At 64.7% G+C, this 21,734-nt stretch carries 23 protein-coding genes and 1 tRNA gene; 14 read left to right on the top strand and 10 right to left on the bottom strand.

The genetic code is table 11. The annotated features are described in order from the left end of the window. Positions 1–15: 15 nt before the first annotated feature. Entirely contained in the window at positions 16–195 is a 180-nt protein-coding gene (locus tag IT549_RS09775) for a hypothetical protein (protein ID WP_292972581.1), read from the top strand. Here the strand turns inward: IT549_RS09775 and era are convergent, their stop codons facing one another. The 3 genes from era to lepB are packed head-to-tail and all read right to left on the bottom strand — an operon-like array spanning position 196 to position 2,613. Further along, a complete protein-coding gene (era, locus tag IT549_RS09770; RefSeq protein WP_292972579.1) occupies positions 196–1,089 on the bottom strand; it encodes a GTPase Era in 894 nt (297 codons plus the stop codon). Then, on the bottom strand, positions 1,086–1,754 hold the full coding sequence (rnc, locus tag IT549_RS09765; RefSeq protein WP_292972577.1) for a ribonuclease III: 669 nt from the start codon (positions 1,752–1,754) through the stop codon (positions 1,086–1,088). Before rnc ends, era begins: the two co-directional genes overlap by 4 nt. 4 nt (positions 1,755–1,758) lie before the next feature. Continuing rightward, positions 1,759–2,613: a signal peptidase I gene (gene lepB / locus IT549_RS09760; protein ID WP_292972575.1), complete on the bottom strand. Its 855-nt coding sequence runs from the start codon at positions 2,611–2,613 to the stop codon at positions 1,759–1,761. Positions 2,614–2,767: 154 nt separating this feature from the next. On the opposite strand from lepB, the gene pgi reads away from it, so the two are divergent. The 4 genes from pgi (at position 2,768) to IT549_RS09740 (ending at position 8,023) form a co-directional block, all read left to right on the top strand. Continuing rightward, positions 2,768–4,282 (top strand): glucose-6-phosphate isomerase, encoded by a 1,515-nt coding sequence (gene pgi / locus IT549_RS09755; protein WP_292972573.1) that lies wholly within the window; start codon positions 2,768–2,770, stop codon positions 4,280–4,282. 378 nt (positions 4,283–4,660) lie between these two features. Next, on the top strand, positions 4,661–6,007 hold the full coding sequence (gene gorA / locus IT549_RS09750) for a glutathione-disulfide reductase (RefSeq protein ID WP_292972571.1): 1,347 nt from the start codon (positions 4,661–4,663) through the stop codon (positions 6,005–6,007). A 256-nt stretch (positions 6,008–6,263) separates the two neighbouring features. Further along, positions 6,264–6,983, top strand: coding sequence for an SDR family NAD(P)-dependent oxidoreductase (locus IT549_RS09745; RefSeq protein ID WP_292972569.1), 720 nt, complete (start codon positions 6,264–6,266; stop codon positions 6,981–6,983). A 14-nt stretch (positions 6,984–6,997) separates the two neighbouring features. Next, complete coding sequence (locus IT549_RS09740; RefSeq protein ID WP_292972567.1) at positions 6,998–8,023, top strand: NAD-dependent epimerase/dehydratase family protein; 1,026 nt, start codon at positions 6,998–7,000, stop codon at positions 8,021–8,023. Here the strand turns inward: IT549_RS09740 and IT549_RS09735 are convergent. After that, positions 8,020–8,799, bottom strand: coding sequence for a cyclase family protein (locus IT549_RS09735; protein ID WP_292972565.1), 780 nt, complete (start codon positions 8,797–8,799; stop codon positions 8,020–8,022). The genes IT549_RS09740 and IT549_RS09735 overlap by 4 nt on opposite strands. A 45-nt stretch (positions 8,800–8,844) precedes the next feature. On the opposite strand from IT549_RS09735, the gene IT549_RS09730 reads away from it, so the two are divergent. Then, positions 8,845–9,621, top strand: a complete 777-nt coding sequence (locus tag IT549_RS09730; protein ID WP_292972563.1) for a thioesterase family protein — start codon at positions 8,845–8,847, stop codon at positions 9,619–9,621. Here IT549_RS09730 and IT549_RS09725 read toward each other — a convergent pair. Together IT549_RS09725 and IT549_RS09720 are read right to left on the bottom strand one after the other, a co-directional pair. After that, positions 9,618–11,132, bottom strand: a complete 1,515-nt coding sequence (locus tag IT549_RS09725; protein WP_292972561.1) for an oligopeptide:H+ symporter — start codon at positions 11,130–11,132, stop codon at positions 9,618–9,620. The genes IT549_RS09730 and IT549_RS09725 overlap by 4 nt on opposite strands. A gap of 84 nt (positions 11,133–11,216) precedes the next feature. After that, a complete protein-coding gene (locus tag IT549_RS09720) occupies positions 11,217–12,482 on the bottom strand; it encodes a S41 family peptidase (RefSeq protein ID WP_292972558.1) in 1,266 nt (421 codons plus the stop codon). A gap of 118 nt (positions 12,483–12,600) precedes the next feature. Between IT549_RS09720 and IT549_RS09715 the strand changes: the two genes are divergently transcribed. Next, complete coding sequence (locus IT549_RS09715; RefSeq protein WP_292972555.1) at positions 12,601–13,221, top strand: helix-turn-helix domain-containing protein; 621 nt, start codon at positions 12,601–12,603, stop codon at positions 13,219–13,221. A 4-nt stretch (positions 13,222–13,225) separates the two neighbouring features. Here the strand turns inward: IT549_RS09715 and aroB are convergent, their stop codons facing one another. Continuing rightward, positions 13,226–14,332, bottom strand: a complete 1,107-nt coding sequence (gene aroB, locus IT549_RS09710; RefSeq protein ID WP_292972553.1) for a 3-dehydroquinate synthase — start codon at positions 14,330–14,332, stop codon at positions 13,226–13,228. After that, positions 14,323–14,895 carry a shikimate kinase gene (locus tag IT549_RS09705; RefSeq protein WP_292972550.1) on the bottom strand — a complete coding sequence of 191 codons (573 nt, stop codon included), beginning with the start codon at positions 14,893–14,895 and terminating at the stop codon, positions 14,323–14,325. The genes aroB and IT549_RS09705 overlap by 10 nt, the downstream gene beginning before the upstream one ends. A 72-nt stretch (positions 14,896–14,967) precedes the next feature. Here IT549_RS09705 and IT549_RS09700 point away from each other — a divergent pair, with 72 nt between their 5' ends. The 5 genes from IT549_RS09700 (at position 14,968) to IT549_RS09680 (ending at position 20,423) form a co-directional block, all read left to right on the top strand. After that, complete coding sequence (locus IT549_RS09700; RefSeq protein ID WP_292972547.1) at positions 14,968–15,117, top strand: hypothetical protein; 150 nt, start codon at positions 14,968–14,970, stop codon at positions 15,115–15,117. After that, positions 15,114–16,949 (top strand): hypothetical protein, encoded by a 1,836-nt coding sequence (locus IT549_RS09695; RefSeq protein ID WP_292972544.1) that lies wholly within the window; start codon positions 15,114–15,116, stop codon positions 16,947–16,949. The genes IT549_RS09700 and IT549_RS09695 overlap by 4 nt, the downstream gene beginning before the upstream one ends. Positions 16,950–16,952: 3 nt before the next feature. After that, the gene (locus IT549_RS09690) at positions 16,953–17,825 is read left to right on the top strand and encodes a tyrosine recombinase (RefSeq protein ID WP_292972610.1); all 873 of its coding nucleotides are present in this window, start codon (positions 16,953–16,955) and stop codon (positions 17,823–17,825) included. A gap of 89 nt (positions 17,826–17,914) precedes the next feature. Continuing rightward, complete coding sequence (locus tag IT549_RS09685) at positions 17,915–18,862, top strand: acetyl-CoA carboxylase carboxyltransferase subunit alpha (RefSeq protein WP_292972543.1); 948 nt, start codon at positions 17,915–17,917, stop codon at positions 18,860–18,862. Between the two features lie 88 nt (positions 18,863–18,950). Next, positions 18,951–20,423 (top strand): M48 family metalloprotease, encoded by a 1,473-nt coding sequence (locus tag IT549_RS09680; protein WP_292972540.1) that lies wholly within the window; start codon positions 18,951–18,953, stop codon positions 20,421–20,423. A gap of 98 nt (positions 20,424–20,521) precedes the next feature. On the opposite strand, the gene IT549_RS09675 is transcribed toward IT549_RS09680, so the two are convergent. After that, positions 20,522–20,704, bottom strand: coding sequence for a Flp family type IVb pilin (locus tag IT549_RS09675; RefSeq protein WP_292972538.1), 183 nt, complete (start codon positions 20,702–20,704; stop codon positions 20,522–20,524). Positions 20,705–20,813: 109 nt separating this feature from the next. Next, a complete protein-coding gene (locus IT549_RS09670) occupies positions 20,814–20,993 on the bottom strand; it encodes a Flp family type IVb pilin (RefSeq protein ID WP_292972535.1) in 180 nt (59 codons plus the stop codon). A gap of 102 nt (positions 20,994–21,095) precedes the next feature. On the opposite strand from IT549_RS09670, the gene IT549_RS09665 reads away from it, so the two are divergent. Continuing rightward, on the top strand, positions 21,096–21,494 hold the full coding sequence (locus IT549_RS09665) for a (deoxy)nucleoside triphosphate pyrophosphohydrolase (protein ID WP_365776705.1): 399 nt from the start codon (positions 21,096–21,098) through the stop codon (positions 21,492–21,494). Between the two features lie 47 nt (positions 21,495–21,541). Further along, positions 21,542–21,618, top strand: a tRNA-Arg gene (locus IT549_RS09660). Positions 21,619–21,734: the final 116 nt, after the last annotated feature.

Below are 21,734 nucleotides of genomic sequence, written 5' to 3'. Positions count from 1 at the left end.
CACTAGGGCAGTCCCATGGCCGAACAATTCACCAAACACCGCCAGCCCTGGAAAGCCGACGAGGTCGCCAAGCTGCGCACCCTTGCCGCCAAGGGCAAGGGCCTCAAGGAAATCGCCAAGGCACTGAACCGCAGCGAGGAATCGACCAAGGACCGCGCGAAGATCGACGGGATCGGGATTGCGAAGCTGCGGTGATTACCGCACCCACTCCAGCCCCAGTTCCTCGTAGATCTCCTTGTCCTCACCCCAGCGTTCGTCGACCTTGACGTGGAGGAACAGGTGGACTTTCACCCCCAGCAGTTCGCTCAGTTCCTTGCGTGCGGCTTCGCCGATCGCTTTCAGCTTTGAGCCGCCCTTGCCCAGTACGATGCCTTTCTGGCTGTCCTTGGCGATGACGATCTGCTGGTGGATCTCGACCGAGCCGTCCTTGCGGGTGCTGTAGCTTTCGGGGCGGACGGTGCTGTCATAGGGCAGTTCGTCGTGGAGCTGGCGGTAGAGCTGCTCGCGGGTGATCTCGGCGGCGAGCAGCCGTTCGCTGGCGTCGGAAACCTGGTCTTCGGGGTAGTGCCAGGGGCCTTCGGGCATCAGTTCGGCCAGCCGCGACTTGAGTTCGGGCACGCCGTCGCCAGTCAGCGCGGAGATGAAGAACACTTCCGAGAACTGCCCGTCACCGGCCAGGTCCTGCGCGGCGACCAGCAGCGGTTCCTTGGCGGTTTCATCGACCTTGTTGAGCACCAGGATCTTGCGCTCGGGCCGGTCTTTCAGGCTGTCGAGGATCGGCTGGAGATAGTCACGCTTCTTCTTGCGGCCATCGACCACCAGCAGGATCGCATCGGCCTCGGCCGCGCCGTCCCAGGCCGCGCTGACCATCGCCCGGTCAAGCCGCCGGCGGGGTTCGAACAGGCCGGGGGTGTCAGCCAGGATGATCTGCGTTTCGCCATCCAGCGCGATCCCCAGCAGGCGGGCGCGGGTGGTCTGCGCCTTGGCGCTGACGATCGCGACCTTCTGGCCGACCAGCGCGTTGACCAGAGTGCTCTTGCCCGCATTGGGCGCGCCGAGCACGGCGACAAGACCGCAGTGTTGGGTCATCCAAACCTCTTCATGAATTCTTCCGCCGCCAGCGTCTCTGCCTCGCGCATACTGGATCCGGTAGCCTCTGCCTCGCCCACGCCCTTGACTGTAACCGCGACGGTGAAGCGCGCGGCGTGATCGGGGCCGGAGCGTTCGATCAGGCGGTATTCGGGCACCTTGCGGCGGTTGCCGGCGGCCCATTCCTGCAGCGCCGATTTGGGGTGCTTGGCCTTGCCGGCCTTGCCCGCAACCATATCGGCCCACAGCCGGCGTACCGTCTGCGCGGTGGCGTCAAAGCCTTGCGTGACAAAGCTGGCGCCGATCAGCGCTTCCATCACATCGCCCAGGATGTTGTCGCTGTCCTGCCCGCCATCGTCGCGGGCCTGCTTGCCCAGCTGGATGTGCTGGCCCAGCCCGATCTGGCGCGCCACTGCGGCGCAGCTGCTGCGGCTGACCAGCGCGTTGAGCCGCTGCGAGAGCTTGCCTTCATCGCCGGTATCAAGCTTGTAGAGCCATTCGGCGATGACCATGCCCAGCACCCGGTCGCCCAGGAATTCCAGCCGCTGGTAATCACGCGGGTGGCCGGTGCTGCCATGGGTCAGCGCTTCCAGCCACAGCGCCTCGTCAGCGGGCGCATGGCCCGCCAGCGCGGTCAGGAAGGCATGGGTTTCGTCGCCCAGCACGGTCCTAGAAGGTGCCGCCGATGCGGTTCCAGCGCGCGGCGCTGAACCAGGTCCACGGCTTGAGCCATTCGGCGCTGCCATCGGTTGACCACATCATCACCGTGGCGCGGCCGATCAGGTTATCAACCGGGACAATCCCGATCCCGCCGCCCGGATCGGCCGGATAGCGGCTGTCCTGCGAATTGTCGCGGTTGTCGCCCATCAGGAACACGTGGCCTTCGGGCACGATCACCGGATCGGTATCGTCCTTCAGGCCATTGGTGACCAGATCGAGCACTTCATAGCTTTCCCCGCCGGGCAGCGTTTCGGTGAAGCGCGGATAGCGGCAGACATCCTCGTTTGCGTCATTCTTGGCCAGGAACTGGCTGGAATAGCAGCGGGTGTTGGGGCTGACCTTCACTTCGAACGGGGTGATCGCCACCTTGGGCACCGGCTGGTTGTTAAGCCACAGCTGCCCGCCCTTCATCTGCACGGTATCGCCCGGCAGCCCGATCACGCGCTTGATCCAGTCCTCGTCGCCGTGGGCCGGCGCCTTGAACACCACCACATCGCCGCGTTCGGGCATCGAGGCCAGGATCCGACTATCGGGCAGCAGCGGAACCGAGAACGGCAGCGAACGATAGGAATAGCCGTAAGGCCACTTCGCCAGCAGCAGATAGTCACCGTTGACCAGCCGCGGGACCATTGATTCGCTGGGAATGTAGAACGGCGCGAAGACAAAGCTGCGGAACAAGACCACGACAATTGCCAGTTTGAGGACGAAGACGGGGAACGAATCCTCCTTCTTCGCCTTCTTGGCGGGAGTGGCGGTGTCTGCGGCCGGGCTATCAGCTGCGGTGGGTGCGGGGGTGTCAGTCATTGGCATCGTCCATCTAGGCCCTTGAAGCGAAGGTCAAGCCCTACGGTGTATTACATGAATACAACGCTAACGGCCTTTCGCATACGTTTTCCCTGCTTGGCCAAAGCGCAAGGCGCGGGCATAGGCGCTTTCGACCAAGGACTGGAGATTGGCGATGAGCGACGCGGTTGATGCATGCTGGCAAGCCCTGAAGGCGCTGCCCAAAGCCAAGCTGGCAGACCTGTTCGCCGATCAGGGCCGGTTGGACAGCTGGTCGAGCCGGCTGGAGTTGCCGGGCGGGGCGGTGCGGTTCGACTGGTCGAAAACCCATCTCGATGCGGCGCACGGCGAGGCGTTCCTCAAGCTTGCCGAGGCGGCCGGCTTTGCGCAGCAGCGCGGCGCGATGTTCGCGGGCGAGCCGATCAACGTGACCGAGGGCCGCGCGGTGGAACATACCGCGCTGCGCGGGGTGGGGCGTGAAAGCAGCACCGAAGAGGCCTTTGCACTGCACCTGCGGATGAAAAGCCTGGTCGAGGCGATCCATCAGGGCGCGCTGGGCGAGGTGAAGCACCTGATCCACATCGGCATTGGCGGATCGGCGCTGGGCCCGGCCTTGGCGATCGATGCGTTGACCCGCGACGGGGCCATGGTCGATGTCCACGTGGTCGCGAACATCGATGGCTGCGCGCTTGAAGCGGCCTGCGCGGCCTGCGATCCCGCGAGTACGCTGATCGCGGTGGCCAGCAAGACCTTCACCACTACCGAAACGATGACCAACGCCCGCTCGGCGCTCGATTGGCTGCAGGCCAACGGCGTGGCCGACCCTTATGGCCGGGTGGTGGCGCTGACCGCCTATCCCGACAAGGCGGTCGAATGGGGGGTGGACGAAACCCGCGTGCTGCCGTTTTCGGAAAGTGTCGGCGGGCGCTATTCGCTGTGGTCTTCGATCGGCTTTCCGGTCGCGCTGGCGCTGGGTTGGGATGAATTCGCCCAGTTCCTCGACGGCGCGGCGGAAATGGACCGGCATTTCCTGGCAGCGCAGGGGCTGGACAACCTGCCGCTGCGCGCGGCCTTTGCCGATCTCTATTACGCCCGCCTGCTGGGCTGCCAGACCCGGGCTTGCTTTGCCTATGACGAGCGGCTGCGGCTGCTGCCCAGCTATCTCCAGCAGCTGGAGATGGAGAGCAACGGCAAGCGTGTGAAGGCCGATGGCCGCCCGGTGGACGGGCCGACCGCGCCGATCACCTGGGGCGGGGTGGGCACCGATGCCCAGCATGCGGTGTTCCAGCTGCTGCATCAGGGCACGCATCTGGTCCCGGTCGATTTCATCGCCGCGATCGCGCCGGGCGACGATCTTGATCCGGCGCACCACAAGAGCCTGCTGGCCAATTGCTTTGCGCAGGGCGCGGCGCTGATGGCGGGCAAGGAAGCGAAGGATCCGGCGCGCGCCTATCCCGGCGACCGGCCCAGCGCGACGATCCTGTGCGAGGAACTCAACCCGGCCACCCTGGGCGCGCTGATCGCGTTCCACGAACACCGCACCTTTGCAAACGCGGTGCTGATGGAAATCAACGCCTTCGACCAGTTCGGGGTGGAACTGGGCAAGGAGATCGCGAAAGCGATCGATGCCGGCGGGGCGAGCTTCGATGCGAGCACCGAGGCGCTGCTCAGGGAGGCTGGGATTCAATAGTTCACGCAGAGGCGCAGAGAAGAACGGGGAGGCGCAGAGGAGTAGCATATTGCGCCGCAGGCGCTTGTTTTTCGCAACCTCTTGATAGCCGCCATGTTGGATTGTCAGCCCGGCTTCGCCGGAGGAAAAACCCTCTCCGCGCCTCTCCTTTCTTCTCTGCGCCTCTGCGTGAACTGCGATAAACACTGCCTATCACTGTCATCAGCAAAACCGTTTGGCATTTGCAGCAAGCGGGCTCCATATCCTGGACATTGAGAGTCTTTCCTACATCCGGTGGCGCTGCCATGATCCGCTGCAAGGCGGAAAACTGGCAGTTTTTTGATTTCTTGAACCCTGTGAGCTTTGTGAAGTTCCGAACCCGTCCTGCAGGAGCAAACCGTGAGCCAATTTGACTATGACCTGTTCGTGATCGGCGCCGGTTCGGGCGGGGTGCGGGCCAGCCGGATTGCGGCTTCGCACGGGGCCCGGGTGGCGGTGGCCGAGGAGTTCCGGATCGGCGGAACCTGCGTGATCCGCGGCTGCGTGCCCAAGAAGCTGCTGGTCTATGCCAGCCACTTCGCCCACGAATTGCATGATGCCCCCAAGTATGGCTGGACGCTGGGCGAGTCGCGCTTCGACTGGGCGAAGCTGCGCGATTTCGTGGCCAGCGATGTTGACCGGCTCGAGCGCGCCTACACCTCGACGCTCGACACCAACAAGGTCGAGCACTTCCACGAACGCGCCGCCGTGGCCGGACCTAACATGGTGCGGCTGGCCAGCGGGCGCGAGATCAGCGCGAAAGTGATCCTGATCGCGGTCGGCGCCTGGCCGGTGATGCCTAAGATCGATGGGGCAGAGCACTGCATCACCTCGAACGAGGTGTTCCACCTGCCCGAACTGCCGCAGCGGGTGGTGATCCAGGGGGCGGGCTATATCGCGCTCGAATTCGCCGGGATCTTCAATGCGCTGGGCAGCCAGGTGACTGTGGTCAACCGCAGCGACAAGATCCTGCGCGGTTACGATCACGACCTGACCGACCGGCTGCTGCCGATCATGCAGGCACGCGGGATTTCGTTCGGTTTCAACCGTCCTATCCGCAAGGTTGAAAAGGCGGCTGATGGATCGCTGCTGGTCCATGCGGGTGAGGGTGAGCCGATTGCTGCCGATGTCGTCATGGTCGCCACCGGTCGCCGCCCCAAGACCGACGGGCTGGGACTGGAAAATGCCGGGATCACGCTCGGCTCGAACGGCGAAATTCCGGTCGATGAATACAACCAGACCGCCTGCCCCAGCATCTATGCCGTGGGCGACGTGACCGACCGGGTCCAGCTGACCCCGGTGGCGATCCGCGAGGGGCATGCCTTTGCCGATACCGTGTTCGGCAATAGGCCGCGCACCACTGCCTATGACCACATCCCCAGCGCGGTGTTCAGCCAGCCGCCGATCGCCTCGGTCGGGCTGACCGAGGCGCAGGCGCGCGAGGTGCATGGCCACGTGAAGGTCTTCACCAGCGACTTCCGGCCGATGAAGAACATGTTCAGCGAGGTGATGGAGCGCGGCTATTACAAGCTGGTGGTCGATCCCCAGAGCGACAAGGTGCTGGGCGTGCACATGATTGGCCCGGATTCGCCCGAAATCCTCCAGGCTGCGGCGATTGCGGTGAAGGCTGGCCTCACCAAGGCGCAGTTCGATGAAACCGTGGCGCTGCACCCCTCGATGGCTGAGGAACTCGTTCTAATGCGCTGATATAAAATGTATTCCCTGACCGTTCGTGCTGAGGAGGGGACTGAGCTTGTCGGGCCGAAGGCGGCCGCAGGCCAACGCCCCGTCTCGAAGCACCGCGGCGCCAGCGTCCTTCGAGACACCCTTCGGTCTTCGACAAGCTCAGCCCTGCGGGTTCCTCAGGACGAACGGACCTGGGATGCTGGCGTTAAGAACAAATACGCGTTGCGAATTGAAACCAATCCTCTAGTCTCTCCGCAAGAACAAAGGGGAGAATGCGATGCAGCTCAGCGGCAAGACCGTGCTGGTCACTGGCGCGACCGACGGGATCGGGGCGCAGTTGATCCAGCAGTTGCGCGATCGCGGGGCCGTGGTGATCGGATCGGGCCGCAGCCCTGAAAAGGTCGCCGTAACCCGCGCGCTGGGGTTTGAAATGATCGAGGCCGATCTGTCCACGGCGGCGGGGGTTGATGCCTTGCTGGCCGGGCTGGGGGATCGTCCGATTGACGTGCTGGTCAACAATGCCGGTGCCGGGACGAACTATGACTTCCGTTCGGGTGAGCTGGATCTGGATGGAGCCGAGCGGACCTATTACCTCAACCTCCAGGCCCCGACCCAGCTGATCGCCCGGCTGATGCCGCGGCTGAAAGCGCGGGGTGAGGCCATGGTGGTCAATGTCACTTCCGGCCTGGCGGTGGCCCCCAGCATGGCGGCGGTCTATTGCGCCAGCAAGGCGGGGCTCAGGTCCTACACCCAGGCAATCCGGGCGCAGCTGAAGGGAACCGGGGTCAAGGTGATCGAGGCCCTGCCGCCGCTGGTCGATACGCAGATGACTGCCGGGCGGGGCCAGAACAAGATGTCGCCGCAGGAATGCGCGCGCCAGATCGTCGCGGGCATGGAAAGCGGGCGCGAGACCATCAACGTCGGCATGGTCAAGGTGCTGCAACTGGTCCACTCGATCTCGCCCGCGCTGGCGCGTTCGATCATGCTGCGGTTCTGATGGGGAGAAGCGAAATGGCAGGTACGGTACTGGTCACCGGTGGCAGCGGCTACATCGCCGGTGAGACGATCCGGCAGCTCTTGGCGAAAGGCTGGACGGTCCACACCACGGTGCGCAACCTGGCGCGCGAGGCGGAGCTGCGGCCCCTGCTGGGCGGAACGCCCGAAACGCTGAAGTTCTTCGCTGCCGATCTGGTGGATGACAAGGGCTGGGCAGAGGCGATGGCCGGGTGCAGCCACCTTTGCCACATGGCCTCGCCGTTCCCGCCCGATGTCCCCAAGGACGAGGATGAGCTGATCGTTCCCGCGCGCGAAGGCGCGCTGCGTGCGCTGCGCTTTGCCAAGGCGGCGGGGGTGAAGCACGTGGTGCTGACCAGTTCGGCCGCCGCCGTGGCCTATGGCCATCCGCCCGAGAAAACCCAGTACACCGAAGCCGACTGGACCAACGAGAACGCGCCGGGCGTCCAGCCCTATATCAAGAGCAAGACCATCGCCGAACGCAAGGCGCGCGAATGGGTCGCGGCCGAGGGCGGCGACATGGCCTTCTGCACGATCAATCCGGTTGCAGTGCTGGGGCCCGTTGCCAGCAATGACTTTGCCGCATCGGTCGAAACCTTCGTGCAGCTGCTCTCGGGCAAGGTGCCGGCCTGCCCGGATGTCGGGTTCTGCCTGGTCGATACCCGCGACTGCGCGGCGCTGCACGTGCTGGCGCTCGAGGCGCCGGCCGATACGATCCGGGGTGAGCGGTTCATCGCCAGCTCGGGTCCGTTCTTCAAGATCATCGACGTTGCCCGCGTGCTGCGCGAGCGGCTGGGCCCCGATGCCCGCAAGGTGCCCACCTGGGTGATGCCCAACTGGCTGGTGCGGCTGATGGCCAGGTTCATGCCGCCGCTGCGCCAGCTGCTGGGCGAGCTGGGCCGCACCCGCGCCACCAGTTCTGCCCATGCGCAGCAAGTGCTGGGCTGGCGCCCGCGTCCGCCCGAAGACACCGTGGCCGACTGCGCGCGCAGCCTGGTCGATAGCGGGGTGGTGAAGGTCTAGTCGATCAGCGCCACGGCGCGGATCCACCCGGCGCTGGCGCCCTCGATCTTCACCGGAAAGCAGCTGACGGTGAAGCCGTGCGGTGGCAGCGCGGCCAGGTTCGCCAGCTTCTCGATCTGCCAGTAGGGGCGGATGCGCCCCGCCTTGTGGCCTTCCCAGATGATCGCCGGGTCGCGGTTCTCCGCCCAGCGCCGCGCGGTGTGGCTGAACGGCGCATCCCACGACCAGGCATCGGTGCCGACCACTTCGACCCCGCGCTCCGTCAGCCACAGCGTGGCTTCGGCGCCCAGGCCCACGCCCTGATCGGTGAAATTGTCGGTGCCATAGACCGCACCCGACTGGACCAGCACGATGTCGAGCGGCTGCAGGTCATGCCCGATCCGCGCCAGCTCGGCCTCGACCTGCGCGGCGCTGACCACGGTGCCGTGCGGCAGCGCGCTGAAATCGAGCTTCACCCCGGGACGGAAGAACCGGTCGAGCGGGGCCTCGTCGATGGTCGGGGCGGGGCGGGTGCCCCCGGAATCGCCGGCGCCGGTGGTCGAATGGTAATGCCACGGGGCGTCCATATGGGTGCCGTTGTGGGTGGACAGCGTCAGCGTTTCCACCGCCCAGCCTTCGCCATCGGGCAGGTCGTCCTTGGTCAGCCCGGGAAAGAACAGCGCGATCTGCGCCCAGGTGTTCTCGTGGCTGACATACTCGATCTGCGGCAGCATCACCGGCGGGTCTGAAACCACCTTGGTGGTGATCGGGATCGAAAGGTCGATGAACTTTGTCATGGACCAAGGATTGACCCGCTTTCCGTTTACGTCAATGGAAAGTGGATGAGCTTGCCCCAAGTCCTTGCCGCCGCGCGGCCGATCGACGGTGGTTTCGCCGCCACTGTGCCCGAAAACTGGATGCAGGGCCGCACCAGCTATGGCGGATTCTCGGCCGCGCTGGCGCTGGTCGCGGCGCAGCGGCTGGTCGATGGCCTGCCGCCGCTGCGCTCGGCCACGGTCAATTTCGTCGGGCCGCTGGCGGGCGAGGTCGAAGTGCGGGCTAAGCTGCTGCGTCAGGGCCGCAACGCCAGCTGGATCAGCGCCGAGGTGACCGGTGAGGGCGGGGTCGGGCTGACCGCAACCTTTGTCTTCATGGGCGCGGTCGAGGCCAGTTCGCTGCACCTCCACGAAGTGCCGATGCCGGCCAACGTGATACCGCTCGATCAGGCCGTGCCGCTGCCCGAACGCGCCGGGCCCAGCTTTGCCCCCAATCTCGACCGCCGCTTCGCCCTGCCGCAGAGCGGCGAAAAGGTGCCGGAAATCTGCTGGTGGGAACGGATCAAGGATGCCGAAGGGCTCGATCCGATGGTCGCGCTGATCCTGCTGGCCGATGCCTTGCCGCCGGGCGTGATGCCGCTGACCGGGCCGGCCCCGATCTCTTCGATGACCTGGCTGATCAACCTGCTGACCCCGCTGCCCGAAACCGACGGCGGCTGGTTCCTGCTGCGCGCGGCGGGCAACTATGCCGAAAAGGGCTGCTCCAGCCAGGACATGGCGATCTGGAATACCCGCGGCGAGGCCGTGGCGGTGGGGATGCAGTCGATCGCGATCTTCGGCTAGGCAGTCTTGGTTTCGGCCAGCCGCTTGCCGATCACCGCGCGGAACAGCACGAAACCGACCAGACCCGCCACCGCGGTGCCAACGTGGACCAGCCAGAAGCTGGGCGTGTCCATCGTCGAATACCAGCCGCCGATGATCCCCACCGTCTTGTTGGCGGCAAAGAAGGTCAGGTAATAGATCCCCACTACCGTTGCGGTGATCGCGCGCGGTGCAACCTTGGTGAACAGCGCCAGGCTGACCGGCATGATGTGCGAAAAGCCGATCGAATTGAACAGGTGGAACATGACCGGCCAGAACAGTCCGATCTTGCCGGTGCCCTGCGTCAGTGCCGCGATGTAGAGGCACAGCCCGCCCGCGATCACGAACACGCTGCCAAGGATCATCTTGCCGATCTCGTCCGGCTCCCAGCCGCCGCGATCGCTGCGCCATTTCCAGAACAGCGCCACCGCCGCCAGCATCGAAAAGCTGAGCGCGGCGTCGATCGTGATCATGTAACTGGTGGGAACGGTCCAGCCAAAGAAGGTCAGTTGGAACTGCTCGTCGGCCCAGACCAGATAGGCGTTAAAGATCTCCTGGTTGGTCAGCATGGCCAGGGCCAGGATCGGGATCAGCAGCAACAGCGCCAGCAGGCGCGGCCGGTCGGCAGCGTTAACTCCGGCAAGCAGGCCCAGCGCCAGCGCGAAACCCAGCTGGCCAGAGATCCCGGCTGCCGCGATAGCCGGAACGGACGGAGCCAGCATGCGCAGCACAGCCACGATCACCGCAGCTGCGCCCAGCATCACCGGATAGCTGATCCCACTGGGGCCGGAGCCCGGCTCGGCGCTGCGCGAATCCTTGGGCAGCCACGGGCCAGCCTTGATGTAGAGCAGCAGCCCGGCCACCATCACCACCCCGGCGGTGCCGAAGCCATAGTGCCAGCCCACCTTTTCGCCCAGTGTCCCCGCGATCAGCGGTGCCGCGATCACGCTGACGTTGATCGCGATGTAGAAGATCTGGAAGGCCATGGCCCGGCGCAGGTCATTGGGGCCGTAAAGCTCGCCCACCTGGGTGGCGATATTGCCCTTGAACAGCCCGACGCCGATGATCAGCGCCAGCAGCGCGAACAGGAACAGCCCTTCGAAAGCCATCAGGAAATGGCCCAGCGCCATGATCACGGCCCCGGCCAGCAAGGTCGCCCGGCGGCCTAGCCAGCGATCGGCGATCAACCCGCCGGCGATCGGGGTCAGATAGACCAGGCTGGTGTAATCGCCAAAGATTGCCGAGGCGAGCGGCTGGCCTTCCTTGCCGTCATAGGCGGCGCCCTGCAGCCAGCCGAGCCCCACCACATTGCCGAAATTCTCGGGCAGCAGCAGGTACTTGACCATGTAAAGCACCAGCAGTGTCTGCATCGAATAGTACGAGAACCGCTCGCACCCCTCGACAAACGCAAGATAGCCCAGACCCTTCGGATGCCCCAGAAAGGCCCGGTCGTGCAGGTCCTCAAGTTTCGGCGTGGCTTCGGCTGCTGTCATGATGCGCCCCTGTCTGGTTTCACTTGAAACGGGGGGCTAGCGGCAATGGCCTATCCCTGCAACTGTCGATCCGGTTAGAGCATTTCATCCAGGACGCCTTACTGACGCCTGATCGTTGGTTGGTTTACATGGCTGAAAGCTTGACCTTAGCCAACTGGGAGCTGTCCCCTTGTCCGGCGTATCGACAACAAACCGCGGATAGAACAGCACAAGGCCAGTATGCGGCAAGGTCATGCTTTGGACGCCGCCCGATTGACGGGTACGGACTGCGCCGCCGAGCCCGGTTACCGAGCCGAGCTTTTCGGCGCGGATCACATTCGCAAAGAGCACCGCTGACGAATAGGTTTGCAATCCGATCTTCACAGTAACGCAACCCGGGAAACGCAGAGGTTCGGTTTCTTCGCTCGTAGCAGGGATATCGATTTCGCCGTGGGCAATTGAACCATCGGGTTGGCGCTTGCGGTACGTCGAGCCATGCCGATAGGGCGCCTTGGCAAGATATCGCAGAACGCCTTCCTTCCAGAATTCGTCATCTCCGCCACCATTGCTGCTGATATCAATCACAAGGCGTTTGCTGCCCCAGGTTCTTATCCTGGAGAAGCATTCCCGTGTGAAAGCCAGGTAGCGGGCCTTGTCGTCCCAGGCGAACGAGCCCAGTTTCAGCAGCACAGTGCCGGGCTTTGTCTGTTGGCATGAATAGGCTTGTTCAAACTGACTCTCCCGCTGCAGGTTTGCGGCGGCGGAGCTGCTGGGAAGAACTGTTCTGGGTCTGTGTTCGCCGCGCAATTTCAGACTGAACACCCGCGGCTGGCCAAATCGAAGCGCGTAGAAGAGCCACCATCTTTCGCCGGTCAATGCCCGCCTGAAGGCTGTGGAATCGCCGTGCGCACGGGCCATCAAGGCATGCGCCACACTGCCTGCGTCAACACCGTTGATCGATTGGATGCGCTTGCCAGCCAGGGTTGACTGCGCGCCCCCCAGTTCGGCCAGAATCGTCGGAGAACCATTGGAATCAAGAGCTATTTCGAAAGGAAAGAAGCCGCCCTCGGCCGCAATCGGAACCCGGTCTCGATCGCGCCAGGCCGGAAAGCCGATGAACAGATGACCGTCGGCCAGCACCGGATTGAGCTGAGCAAGCAATGACCAGGCCCCGGCTTGATCCGTTGGTCCCTTGATCTGTCGAGCGATCCTTCTGGCCTGGCCTTCGATCGCTTTGCGACTGGTGGAATGAGACAGGTCCGGGTGGCGCAGCAGGATCGTTTTCACCGCGAGTTCCAGATCAGCCTTGATGTGCTCTGGCGAGATCTGACCGGAACCGATGGCTGGCGAGGGGCCGGCCAAGGCGATCAAGGCGGAAAATTGGACTAGTCGTTTGTGAATCCTGGACAAGGATCTGCGCTCCACCAAGGCGAGAGTAGTGGGAATGGTTGTTGCGAGTCGTTGAAAACGATGTATTCAATTTCAACACATGTCCAGAACCAATTCCGATCCCCGCAAACGCCCGCTGGTCAGCGACCCGGCCCAGATTCGCCTGTTGAGTTCGTCGGTTCGCCAGGAATTGGTCGACACGCTCTCAGCGCTTGGCGGAGAGGCGGAAATTGCCCAGTTGGCTGAGCACCTTGGGCGTCCGGCCGATGGATTATATTACCATATGCGCATGCTGGATGTGGCCGGCCTTGTCCGGGAAGTGCCCGGCACGGCAGGTCACAAGCAGCGGTTCCGCCTTGCAGAGCCGGGCGGCTTTCCACTGCGACTGGGCTATGATCTTGGGCCGCAGGGGAATGGTCCCGAATTGCTTCGCTTTGCCAAAGCAATGCTGCAAGTTGCCGGTTCCGACTTCGAGAACGCGATAACGGACGATGCGGCAATAACCGAAGGCCCCGAACGGACCCTCTGGGCTTCGCGCAACAAGGGCTGGCTCAGCCCCGCGGAATTGGCCGAAGTCAACGGACTGCTAGAGCGATTGAGCGAATTGGTCAGCCAGCCGCGCAATGGAGATCGCCAAACACTGGTGAGTTTCGCGTTCGTCCTAGCTCCGGTCCGATCTCGCCCCAAGCGCCGCGTTTCGCGGGCGAGTTCGACGGGCTAGGGTGTTAGCCCGCCAATTCTCGATCAAGAAACGCCGCGACGTCATCCAGTGCCACGTCCCGGGCCAGGAACGCTTCGCCGATCGCCTTCATCAGCACGAAAGGCAGCACGCCGGCGTCCATCTTCTTGTCATGGAGCATGTGCTGGACCAGCGCCCGGCCATCGCAGTTCAGGCCCAGCGTCGCGACTTCGCTGGGCATGCCCACTTCGGCAAAATGGCTCGCCACCAGTTCGGCACTGGCGCGCGGCATCAGTTCGCGTGCCGCTGAAAAGCGCGCCGCCAGCACCATCCCCAGCGCCACGCCCTCGCCGTGGAGCAGGCGATCGGAAAAGCCGGTCTGCGCTTCCAGTGCGTGGCCAAACGTGTGGCCCAGGTTGAGCAGCGCGCGCAGCCCCAGCGTTTCGCGTTCATCAGCGGCGACGATCCGGGCCTTGGCGGCGACCGAATGGGCCACGGCATATTCGCGCGCGGCGGCATCGCCCGCCAGCAGCGCTGCGCCGTGGGCCTGGCACCAGTGGAAGAAATCGGCATCGCCCAGCAGGCCGTACTTGACCACTTCGGCATAGCCGGCCTGCAGTTCGCGCAGCGGCAGGGTGTCCAGCGTGGCCAGATCGGCCAGCACCAGCGCGGGCTGGTGGAACGCGCCGACCAGATTCTTGCCGGCCGGGGTGTTGATCGCGGTCTTGCCGCCGACGCTCGAATCGACCTGGGCCAGCAGGGTGGTGGGCAGCTGGATGAACTGGCAGCCGCGCTTCAGGATCGCAGCGGCAAAACCGGTCAGGTCGCCGATCACCCCGCCGCCCAGCGCCAGCACATGGTCACCGCGCTCAACCTCTTCGGCCAGCAGCCAGTCGACCGTTGCGGCCAGCTGATCCCAGCTCTTGCTCGCCTCGCCGGCCGGCAGCACCCGCCAGGCGGCTTCGTGCCCGCCCTGGTGCAGCGCTGCTTCAACCGCGGCGCCCCAGCGCGCATGGACATTGGCGTCGGTCACCACCGGCACGCGGCGCTTGCGCAACCGGCCGCTGCATTCGCCAACCAGATTGGCGAGCAGTCCGGTACCGACCCGCACTTCGTAAGGCCGCCCGGCCACGTCGACGGGGATCACAGCCATTGGTCGATGCCCTTCAGGATCTTCGTCACGGTCCGCCCGTGCGGGCCATTGCCGCTTTTCACATGGATCGGCGCCTCGGCATAGGCGCTTTCACGCTCAGCCTTGAGGCGGGTCAGGATCTCGCGCGGGTCACCCTGCTTCAGCAAGGGGCGGTTGTCCTTGCGCGAAACGCGCTCCAGCAGCACGTCGATATCGCTGTCGAGCCAGACCGCGATGCCCTGCTGCAGCACCAGCGCGCGGGTTTCGGCGTTGACGAAAGCGCCGCCACCTGTGGCAATCACCTTGCGCCGGGTGGCTTCGGGGCCATCGAGCAGCCGGGCGATCACCCGGCGTTCGCCATCGCGGAAATAGTCTTCGCCGAACTGCGCAAAGATTTCCGGGATCGACATCTGCGCGGCGCGCTCGATTTCCTCATCGGCATCCACAAACGGCATGTGCAGCAGCGCCGAAAGCCGCTTGCCCACGCTGGTCTTGCCCACGCCCATCATCCCCACCAGCACGATCGGCTGGTCGATCCGCCGCGCCAGTGCGGCGATTTCGTCGGGGGAAAGTTCATGGTCCATTGCGGCCCCGCCTATAGATAGGCTAACCGGGGTTGCAAGTTCCGGGCAAGATTTAGGCGGAAGAGGCACTGGGTGGCGGTTGAAATGCGCAAGGGCTGGATGCTCGGCGGGCTGGGACTGGCCCTGCTGGCCGCACTGCTGGGCTGGGCCTGGCATGACGGCGGCGAACGCCCGCTCACCCCGATGAGCGCGCCGGCGATGCTGCCCAAGGTTGGCCCATGAAGCGCGCGCTGCTGTTTTCGGGCGGGATCGCCCTGGCGCTGACTTCGGCCTGGGCCATGGCCCAGAGCTCACCCGAATCGCTGCTGCCGCCAGGGTTTGAAAGGCCCAAGGCGGGCGGGGCAAAGCCGGCTGCTCCGGCGGTCCCCTCGGCCGGTTCGACACCGGTTGTCCAGCCCATCCCGGGTTCGGGCGGAGGCTCGGCCAGCCCTGCCGCGCGCCCGGCCACCTTGCCGTCAGGACACAAGATCCCGACGCTCAAGGAGCTCGAATCGATGAGCCCGGACCAGCTCGATGAGCTGCTGGGGCTCAAGCCCAAGTTCGATATGCCTTCGGCCGCGCGGCGCTCGATGAAGCAGGTCGGGATCCTGGCCGAAGACGAAGGCGGCATGCCGGCCTGGTCGCTGGGCAAGCAGAGCGCCCAGCTGGTCAAGGCAACGCTGGATGGCAACAAGGGGCGGATGGTCTCGCGCTGGGGGCACATCCTGCTGCGCCGCGCGCTGGCTTCGCGGCTTGATGCGCCGGCGGGGATGAACCCGGCCGATTTCGCTGCCAGCCGCGCCGCGCTGCTGGTGCGGATGGGTGAGGGTGAGGCCGCGCGCCAGCTGGTGCAGGATGTCGATGCCGGTAACTATACCCCCGCGCTGACCCAGGCGGCGATGGATGCCTATGCCTTTACCGCCGATATCACCGGGATCTGCCCGGTCACTTCGGTGATTGGCGGCGGGCGCAAGGATGCCGACTGGCGGGTGCTGCGCGCAATCTGTGCCTCGTTCCAGGGTGATGGCGCGGCCGGGCTTTCGCAGCTTGACCAGCTGGTTGGTGAAGGCGGCTGGCCGCAGATCGATATCCTGCTGGCCCAGCGCTATGCCGGGGCCGCGGGCAAGGCGCGGCGCACGGTCAAGATCGAATGGGATGGGGTCAAGGACATGAACCCCTGGCGCTATGCGCTGACCCTGGCGGTCGGGCTTGAACCGCCCGAAGGGCTGACCGGGAACCTGCCGCTGCGCTATGATTTCGTGGCCGCAACCGCGCCGATGGCCAAGCTGGAACTGCGCGCCAAGGGTGCCGATCGCGCCGCAGGGGCCGGAATCCTGTCCAGCGCGGCGATGGTCGATCTCTACAGCCAGATCTATGCCGCTGACGAAATCAATGGTCCCTGGGCCGATACCGCACAGACCCTGCGCAAGGCCTATGTCGCGGAAAAGGCAAGCGATCGCCATGCCGCGATCGTCGCGCTGTGGGATGGCGGGGCGGATCCGCAGGCACGCTATTCGCGCCAGGTGCTGACTGCCTATGCGGCCGCGCGGCTGGAGCCTTCGGGTGACTATGCCAAGGACGCGCCCGATCTGATCGCATCGATGCTGGCAGCCGGGCTTGATCAGAATGCGCTGCGCTGGGGGCAGCTGGCCGATATCGGCTCGCTCGCCTGGGGGCAGCTGGCGCTGGCCGCGCCCAACCGCACCGCGCCGGTCAACGGTTCGGCGCTGGATTCGTTCTATGGCATCGATGCCAGCGATGGTTACCGCAAATCGCGGTTCCTGCTGGCTGGCCTCGCCGGACTGGGCCGGGTTGAGCCCGACGCGGCCCGGGACTTTGCCGCCAAGCTGGGGATCAGCCTTGAACGGCAGACCAAGTGGACCCGGTTGATCCAGCGCGCGGCCGACGTCAACAACCGGCAGCTGGTGATCCTGCTGGCCGGGCTGGGCATGCAGGGCGATGGCTGGGACAAGATGACCAGCGTCAACCTCTACCACATCGTTTCCGCGCTCAACCGGGTTGGCCTGTCGGCCGAGGCACGGATGATTGCGGCTGAAGCGGTCGCCCGGGGGTGATCGATTTCCGCCGCGATTGAGTCTTTCCTGACCATGCTCGCCGCAGAACGCGGCGCGGCGGCGAATACGCTGATGGCCTATCGCCGCGATCTTGAAGGCGCCGAGGAAGCGATCGGCGATCTGACCCAGGCTGATCGCGACGCCATTGCCTCGCTGGGTGGGGCCTGGGCCGGACTCGCGCCGTCCAGCCTGGCGCGCAAGTGTTCGGCGCTGCGGCAGTTCTGCGGGTTCCTGGTCGATGAAGGCTGGCGCACGGATGATCCGTCGCCCGCGCTGCCGCGCCCGCGCACGCGCCGTCCGTTGCCGCGGCTGCTGGGCCACGGTGAAGTCGATGCGCTGTTTGCCCGGGCGGAAGAGGAAGCCGCGGGCGACAAGCCCGAGGCGGTCCGGCTACTGACCTTGCTTGAGCTGCTGTACGGTTCGGGCCTGCGCGCGACCGAACTGGTTTCGCTGCCGCTCAACGCCGTGCCGCGCGACGCGCCGTTCCTCAACGTCACCGGCAAGGGCGGGCAGCAGCGGATGGTGCCGGTCAGCACCCGCGCCCGGCAGGCACTGTCACGCTGGCTGGCCCTGCGCGGCGAGGGCGGCAAGCTGCTGTTCCCGTCCACCGGGCGGAGTGGGCATCTGACGCGGATCCGCCTGTTCCAGCTGCTGCGCGCGCTGTCGGCGCGGGCCGGGATCGATCCCGAAAAGGTCAGCCCGCATGTGCTGCGCCATGCCTTTGCCACGCACCTGCTTGAAGGCGGGGCTGACCTGCGCGTGTTGCAGACCCTGCTGGGCCATGCCGATATCGCCACTACCCAAATCTACACCCACGTCGATGCGGCGCGGCTGGTCGCGCTGGTCAATGCGCGGCATCCCTTGTCCAAGAGGTGACCGGCTGGGCCATGCCCACCGGCTGGCCTTGTCCAACAGGTGACCGGCTGGCCCTTGCCGTAGGCGGCACATCGGGCTAGCGCAGCAGGATGATTTCCTACCTTGAGTTCGAAAAGCCGGTGGCGGCGCTCGAAGCGCGCATTTCCGAACTGCGCCAGACCGCCAGCGAAGGCGATGTCGATCTGGCCGCAGAGATCCGCCGGCTTGAAATGAAGAGCGCGGACCTCTTGGCCAGCACCTATGCCGCGCTGACCCCCTGGCAGAAGACGCAGGTTGCCCGGCATCCGATGCGCCCGCATTTCTGCGACTATGTCGGCAATATGTTTAGCGATTTCATGCCCCTGGGCGGTGATCGCTATTTCGGCGATGACCAGGCGATCATCGGCGGGTTTGCCCGGCTCGGGAACCGGCGGGTGATGCTGATCGGGCACGAAAAGGGCAACGATACGCAAAGCCGGATCCGGCACAATTTTGGCATGGGCAAGCCCGAAGGTTATCGCAAGGCGATCCGCCTGATGGACCTGGCCGGGCGGTTCGGCCTGCCGGTGGTGACGCTGGTCGACACCTCGGGCGCTTTCCCGGGGGTTGAGGCGGAAGAGCGCGGCCAGGCCGAAGCGATCGCCCGTTCGACCGAGGCCTGCCTGGCCTTGCCGGTGCCGATGGTGGCAGTGATCGTGGGTGAGGGCGGATCGGGCGGCGCGGTGGCGCTGGCCAGTGCCGAACGGGTGCTGATGCTGGAACATGCGGTCTATTCGGTGATCAGCCCGGAAGGCTGCGCTTCGATCCTGTGGCGCACTGCCGAAAAGGCGGCCGACGCGGCCGAAGCGATGAAGGTGACCGCGCAGGATCTGCTGGGCCTGGGCGTGATCGACCGGATCGTCAAGGAACCGGTCGGCGGCGCGCACCGCGAACCCGATCTGATGGCCAGGGCACTGTCGGCGGCGCTTGACGAGGAACTGGCCGCGCTGGGCAAGCTCTCGGCCGAGCAATTGCGCGCCAAGCGCGAGGAGCGGTTCCTGCGGATTGGCGAGGGCTGATCCGTTTCGGAAACGCGATTACGGGGCTTTTCAAGTGCTTGATCTGGGCCTAGCCTTGCATGGTTAACTCCATGCTGAGGAGCCCCCCATGCAATTCTCCCGCCTTTCCAAATATACCCTGGGTGCCGCCGTGGTGCTCGCGCTTGTTCCGCAAGGGCTGGTGGCCCAGGCGGTGCAGACCGTCCAGGCGATTAGCCAGAAGGACAAGGACGAAGGCGCCAAGGCCCATCCGCAGCTGACCGCGCAGTTCGGCGGGGCGATGACAGGTCCGCAGGCCGACTACGTGATCGGCGTGGGCAAGAAGATTTCAGTGCAATCGGGGCTGTCGAACAGCACCAACGATTTCACCGTCACCATGCTCAACAGTTCGGTCAACAACGCCTTCGCGATCCCCGGGGGCTTCGTTTACACCACCCGCCAGCTGGTCGCGCTGATGAACAACGAGGCGGAACTGGCCGGGGTGATGGGGCACGAAGTGGGCCACGTTGCGGCCCGGCACAGTGCCAAGCGGCAAAGCGCGGCGACCAAGAATTCGGTAATCGGGATCGGCGGGGCGATTCTGGCCGGGGTGCTGCTGGGCAACAACAGCCAGGTCGGGCAGATTCTGCAGAAGGGCTTCCTGCAAGGCTCGCAGCTGCTGACGCTCAAATACTCGCGCAAGCAGGAAAACGAAGCTGACGCGCTGGGCATCCAGTACCTCAGGAAAGCCGGTTACGATCCGCGCGCGATGTCAACCGTGCTGCAAAGCCTGGCCAATCAGAATGCACTCGATGCGCGGATGATGGGGACCAGCGATCAGGTGCCCGAATGGGCCTCGACTCACCCCGATCCGGCGGCGCGTGTGCGAACGACCCAGGCCCTTGCGGGCACTGCCGCGAAGGGAACAACGAATCGCGACCTGTTCCTGACGAAGATCAGCGGGATGATCTATGGCGATTCGCCCGAACAGGGCTATGTCGAAGGCCGCAGTTTCAAGCATCCGGTTGAAAAGATGGCCTTTGAAGCGCCGGCCGGGTTCTTCCTGGTCAACGGCACCCAGGCCGTGGCGATTGGCGGCCAGGGCGGCAAGGGACAGTTCACCACCGCCCAGTTCAACGGCGATCTCGATGCCTATGTGCGCGCGGTGTTCAACGAATTCGGCCAGGCGAATCAGGCCCAGCTTGCACCGGGCAATATCAGCCGCACCACTGTGAACGGGATCCAGGCCGCCACGGCGGTGACCCGGGTCGCTTCGGGCAGCGGCCAGGTTGATGTGACGGTGTTCGCCTATCAGTGGGATGCGACCCATGCCTATCACTTCGTGACGATCACCCAGGCCGGTTCGAACCCGTTCCAGCCGATGTTCGCATCGATGAAGCGCCTCAGCGCCGCCGAAGTCGCAGCGCTCAAGCCGCGCAAGCTGCTGGTGGTGACCGTCAAGAAGGGCGACACCGTGCAATCGCTGGCGTCGCGCATGGCCTACAGCGATGCGCCGCTTGACCGTTTCCGGGTGCTTAACGGACTGCCGGCCAGCCAGACGGCGCTGACGGTGGGGCAGAAGGTCAAGATCGTTACGTATTGATCGGACCAGGCGCTGCCGATCCAGCGCCAGGCGGCCCAAACGAAAGGGGCGGCTGGTTTCCCAGCCGCCCCTCGTGTTTCAGCCTAGTTGGCTTATGCTTACGACGCCGAGCTGTTGGCGGTCTGCATGGCCGACGAGGTGGTGTTGAAGGTGGTCTGCAGTTCGTTGCCCAGACCCTGCATGGCAGTGATGGCGGCAACGGCGATCAGAGCAGCGATCAGGCCATATTCGATAGCGGTCGCACCAGCTTCGTCACGGAACAGCTTGTTGATGAACTTCATGGTCAGTCTCCTGTTGGCAGTCTAGATTACCCGGCTCTTTCCCAGTCACCCCGGATCGAGCAATCACTGAACTAGGGGTAAAGTCTTGCGAAATGTTTAACTCCGAACCCTAGTTATTCATGGCTTCGTGAGCCTTGCTGGAGATGGTGTTCCAGGTGAGCTGGCTCTCTCCGGCAAAGTTTTCGAGCGCGGTCATCATCGCCAGGATGATGAGCGAGCAGATCAGCCCCATTTCGATCGCGGACGTGCCCCGCTTGTCGCGCAGCAGCCTCTTGACGAATGTCTTCATTGGTCTCCGTCTCCGCAAAATGGGTGCAGATCAGCGGGGGTTACGGTGGCTATCCCTAAGAATTGGTTTATGGACCGAGCCGCTTTGAAAAAAATTCCGACAATGATCGACGTGGTCGCCGTGGCCCTGATCGACGAACTGGGGCGGGTGCTGATGCAGCGCCGGCGGGCTGACCGTCAGCACGGCGGACTATGGGAATTTCCGGGTGGCAAGGTGGAAGCCGCGGAAACCAAGGCCTTGGCGCTGATCCGCGAGATTCGCGAGGAACTTGCCCTTGAACTTGATCCGGCCCGCATCGTCTATCTGACCGAGGCTGCCGATCCCGCAGCGGGGATTGTCATATCGCTTTACACGTGCCGCCACTGGCAGGGCGATCCGGCCTGCCTTGATGCCGAAGCGCTGGAATGGTTCACCGCCGATGCCCTGCCGGGGCTGGCGATGCCGCCGCTTGACGTGCCGCTGGCCCGGGCAGTGAAACTAGTGCTCGAAAAGGCGAAATAGCCGCTTGCCAAGCCGGAAACTCGCCCCTATGTGCGCCACTCCAATGCGCGCCCGTAGCTCAGCTGGATAGAGCATCAGACTACGAATCTGAGGGTCGGACGTTCGAATCGTTCCGGGCGCGCCATTTCAGTACAGAACTATGAACGCCGAACGCCGCCGTTTCTACGCTTGAAGCGGCGACCAACGTTCGCAGCAGTTCCGACTTCGATCCCATGATGCGAACCTCGTCGTCGGCAACCT

Source organism: Novosphingobium sp. (assembly GCF_020852455.1).
In the GTDB taxonomy this organism is placed as follows: Bacteria; Pseudomonadota; Alphaproteobacteria; order Sphingomonadales; family Sphingomonadaceae; genus Novosphingobium.
Note: the sequence above shows the minus strand (reverse complement) of the source record. Positions and strands in the feature narration are given on the sequence as shown.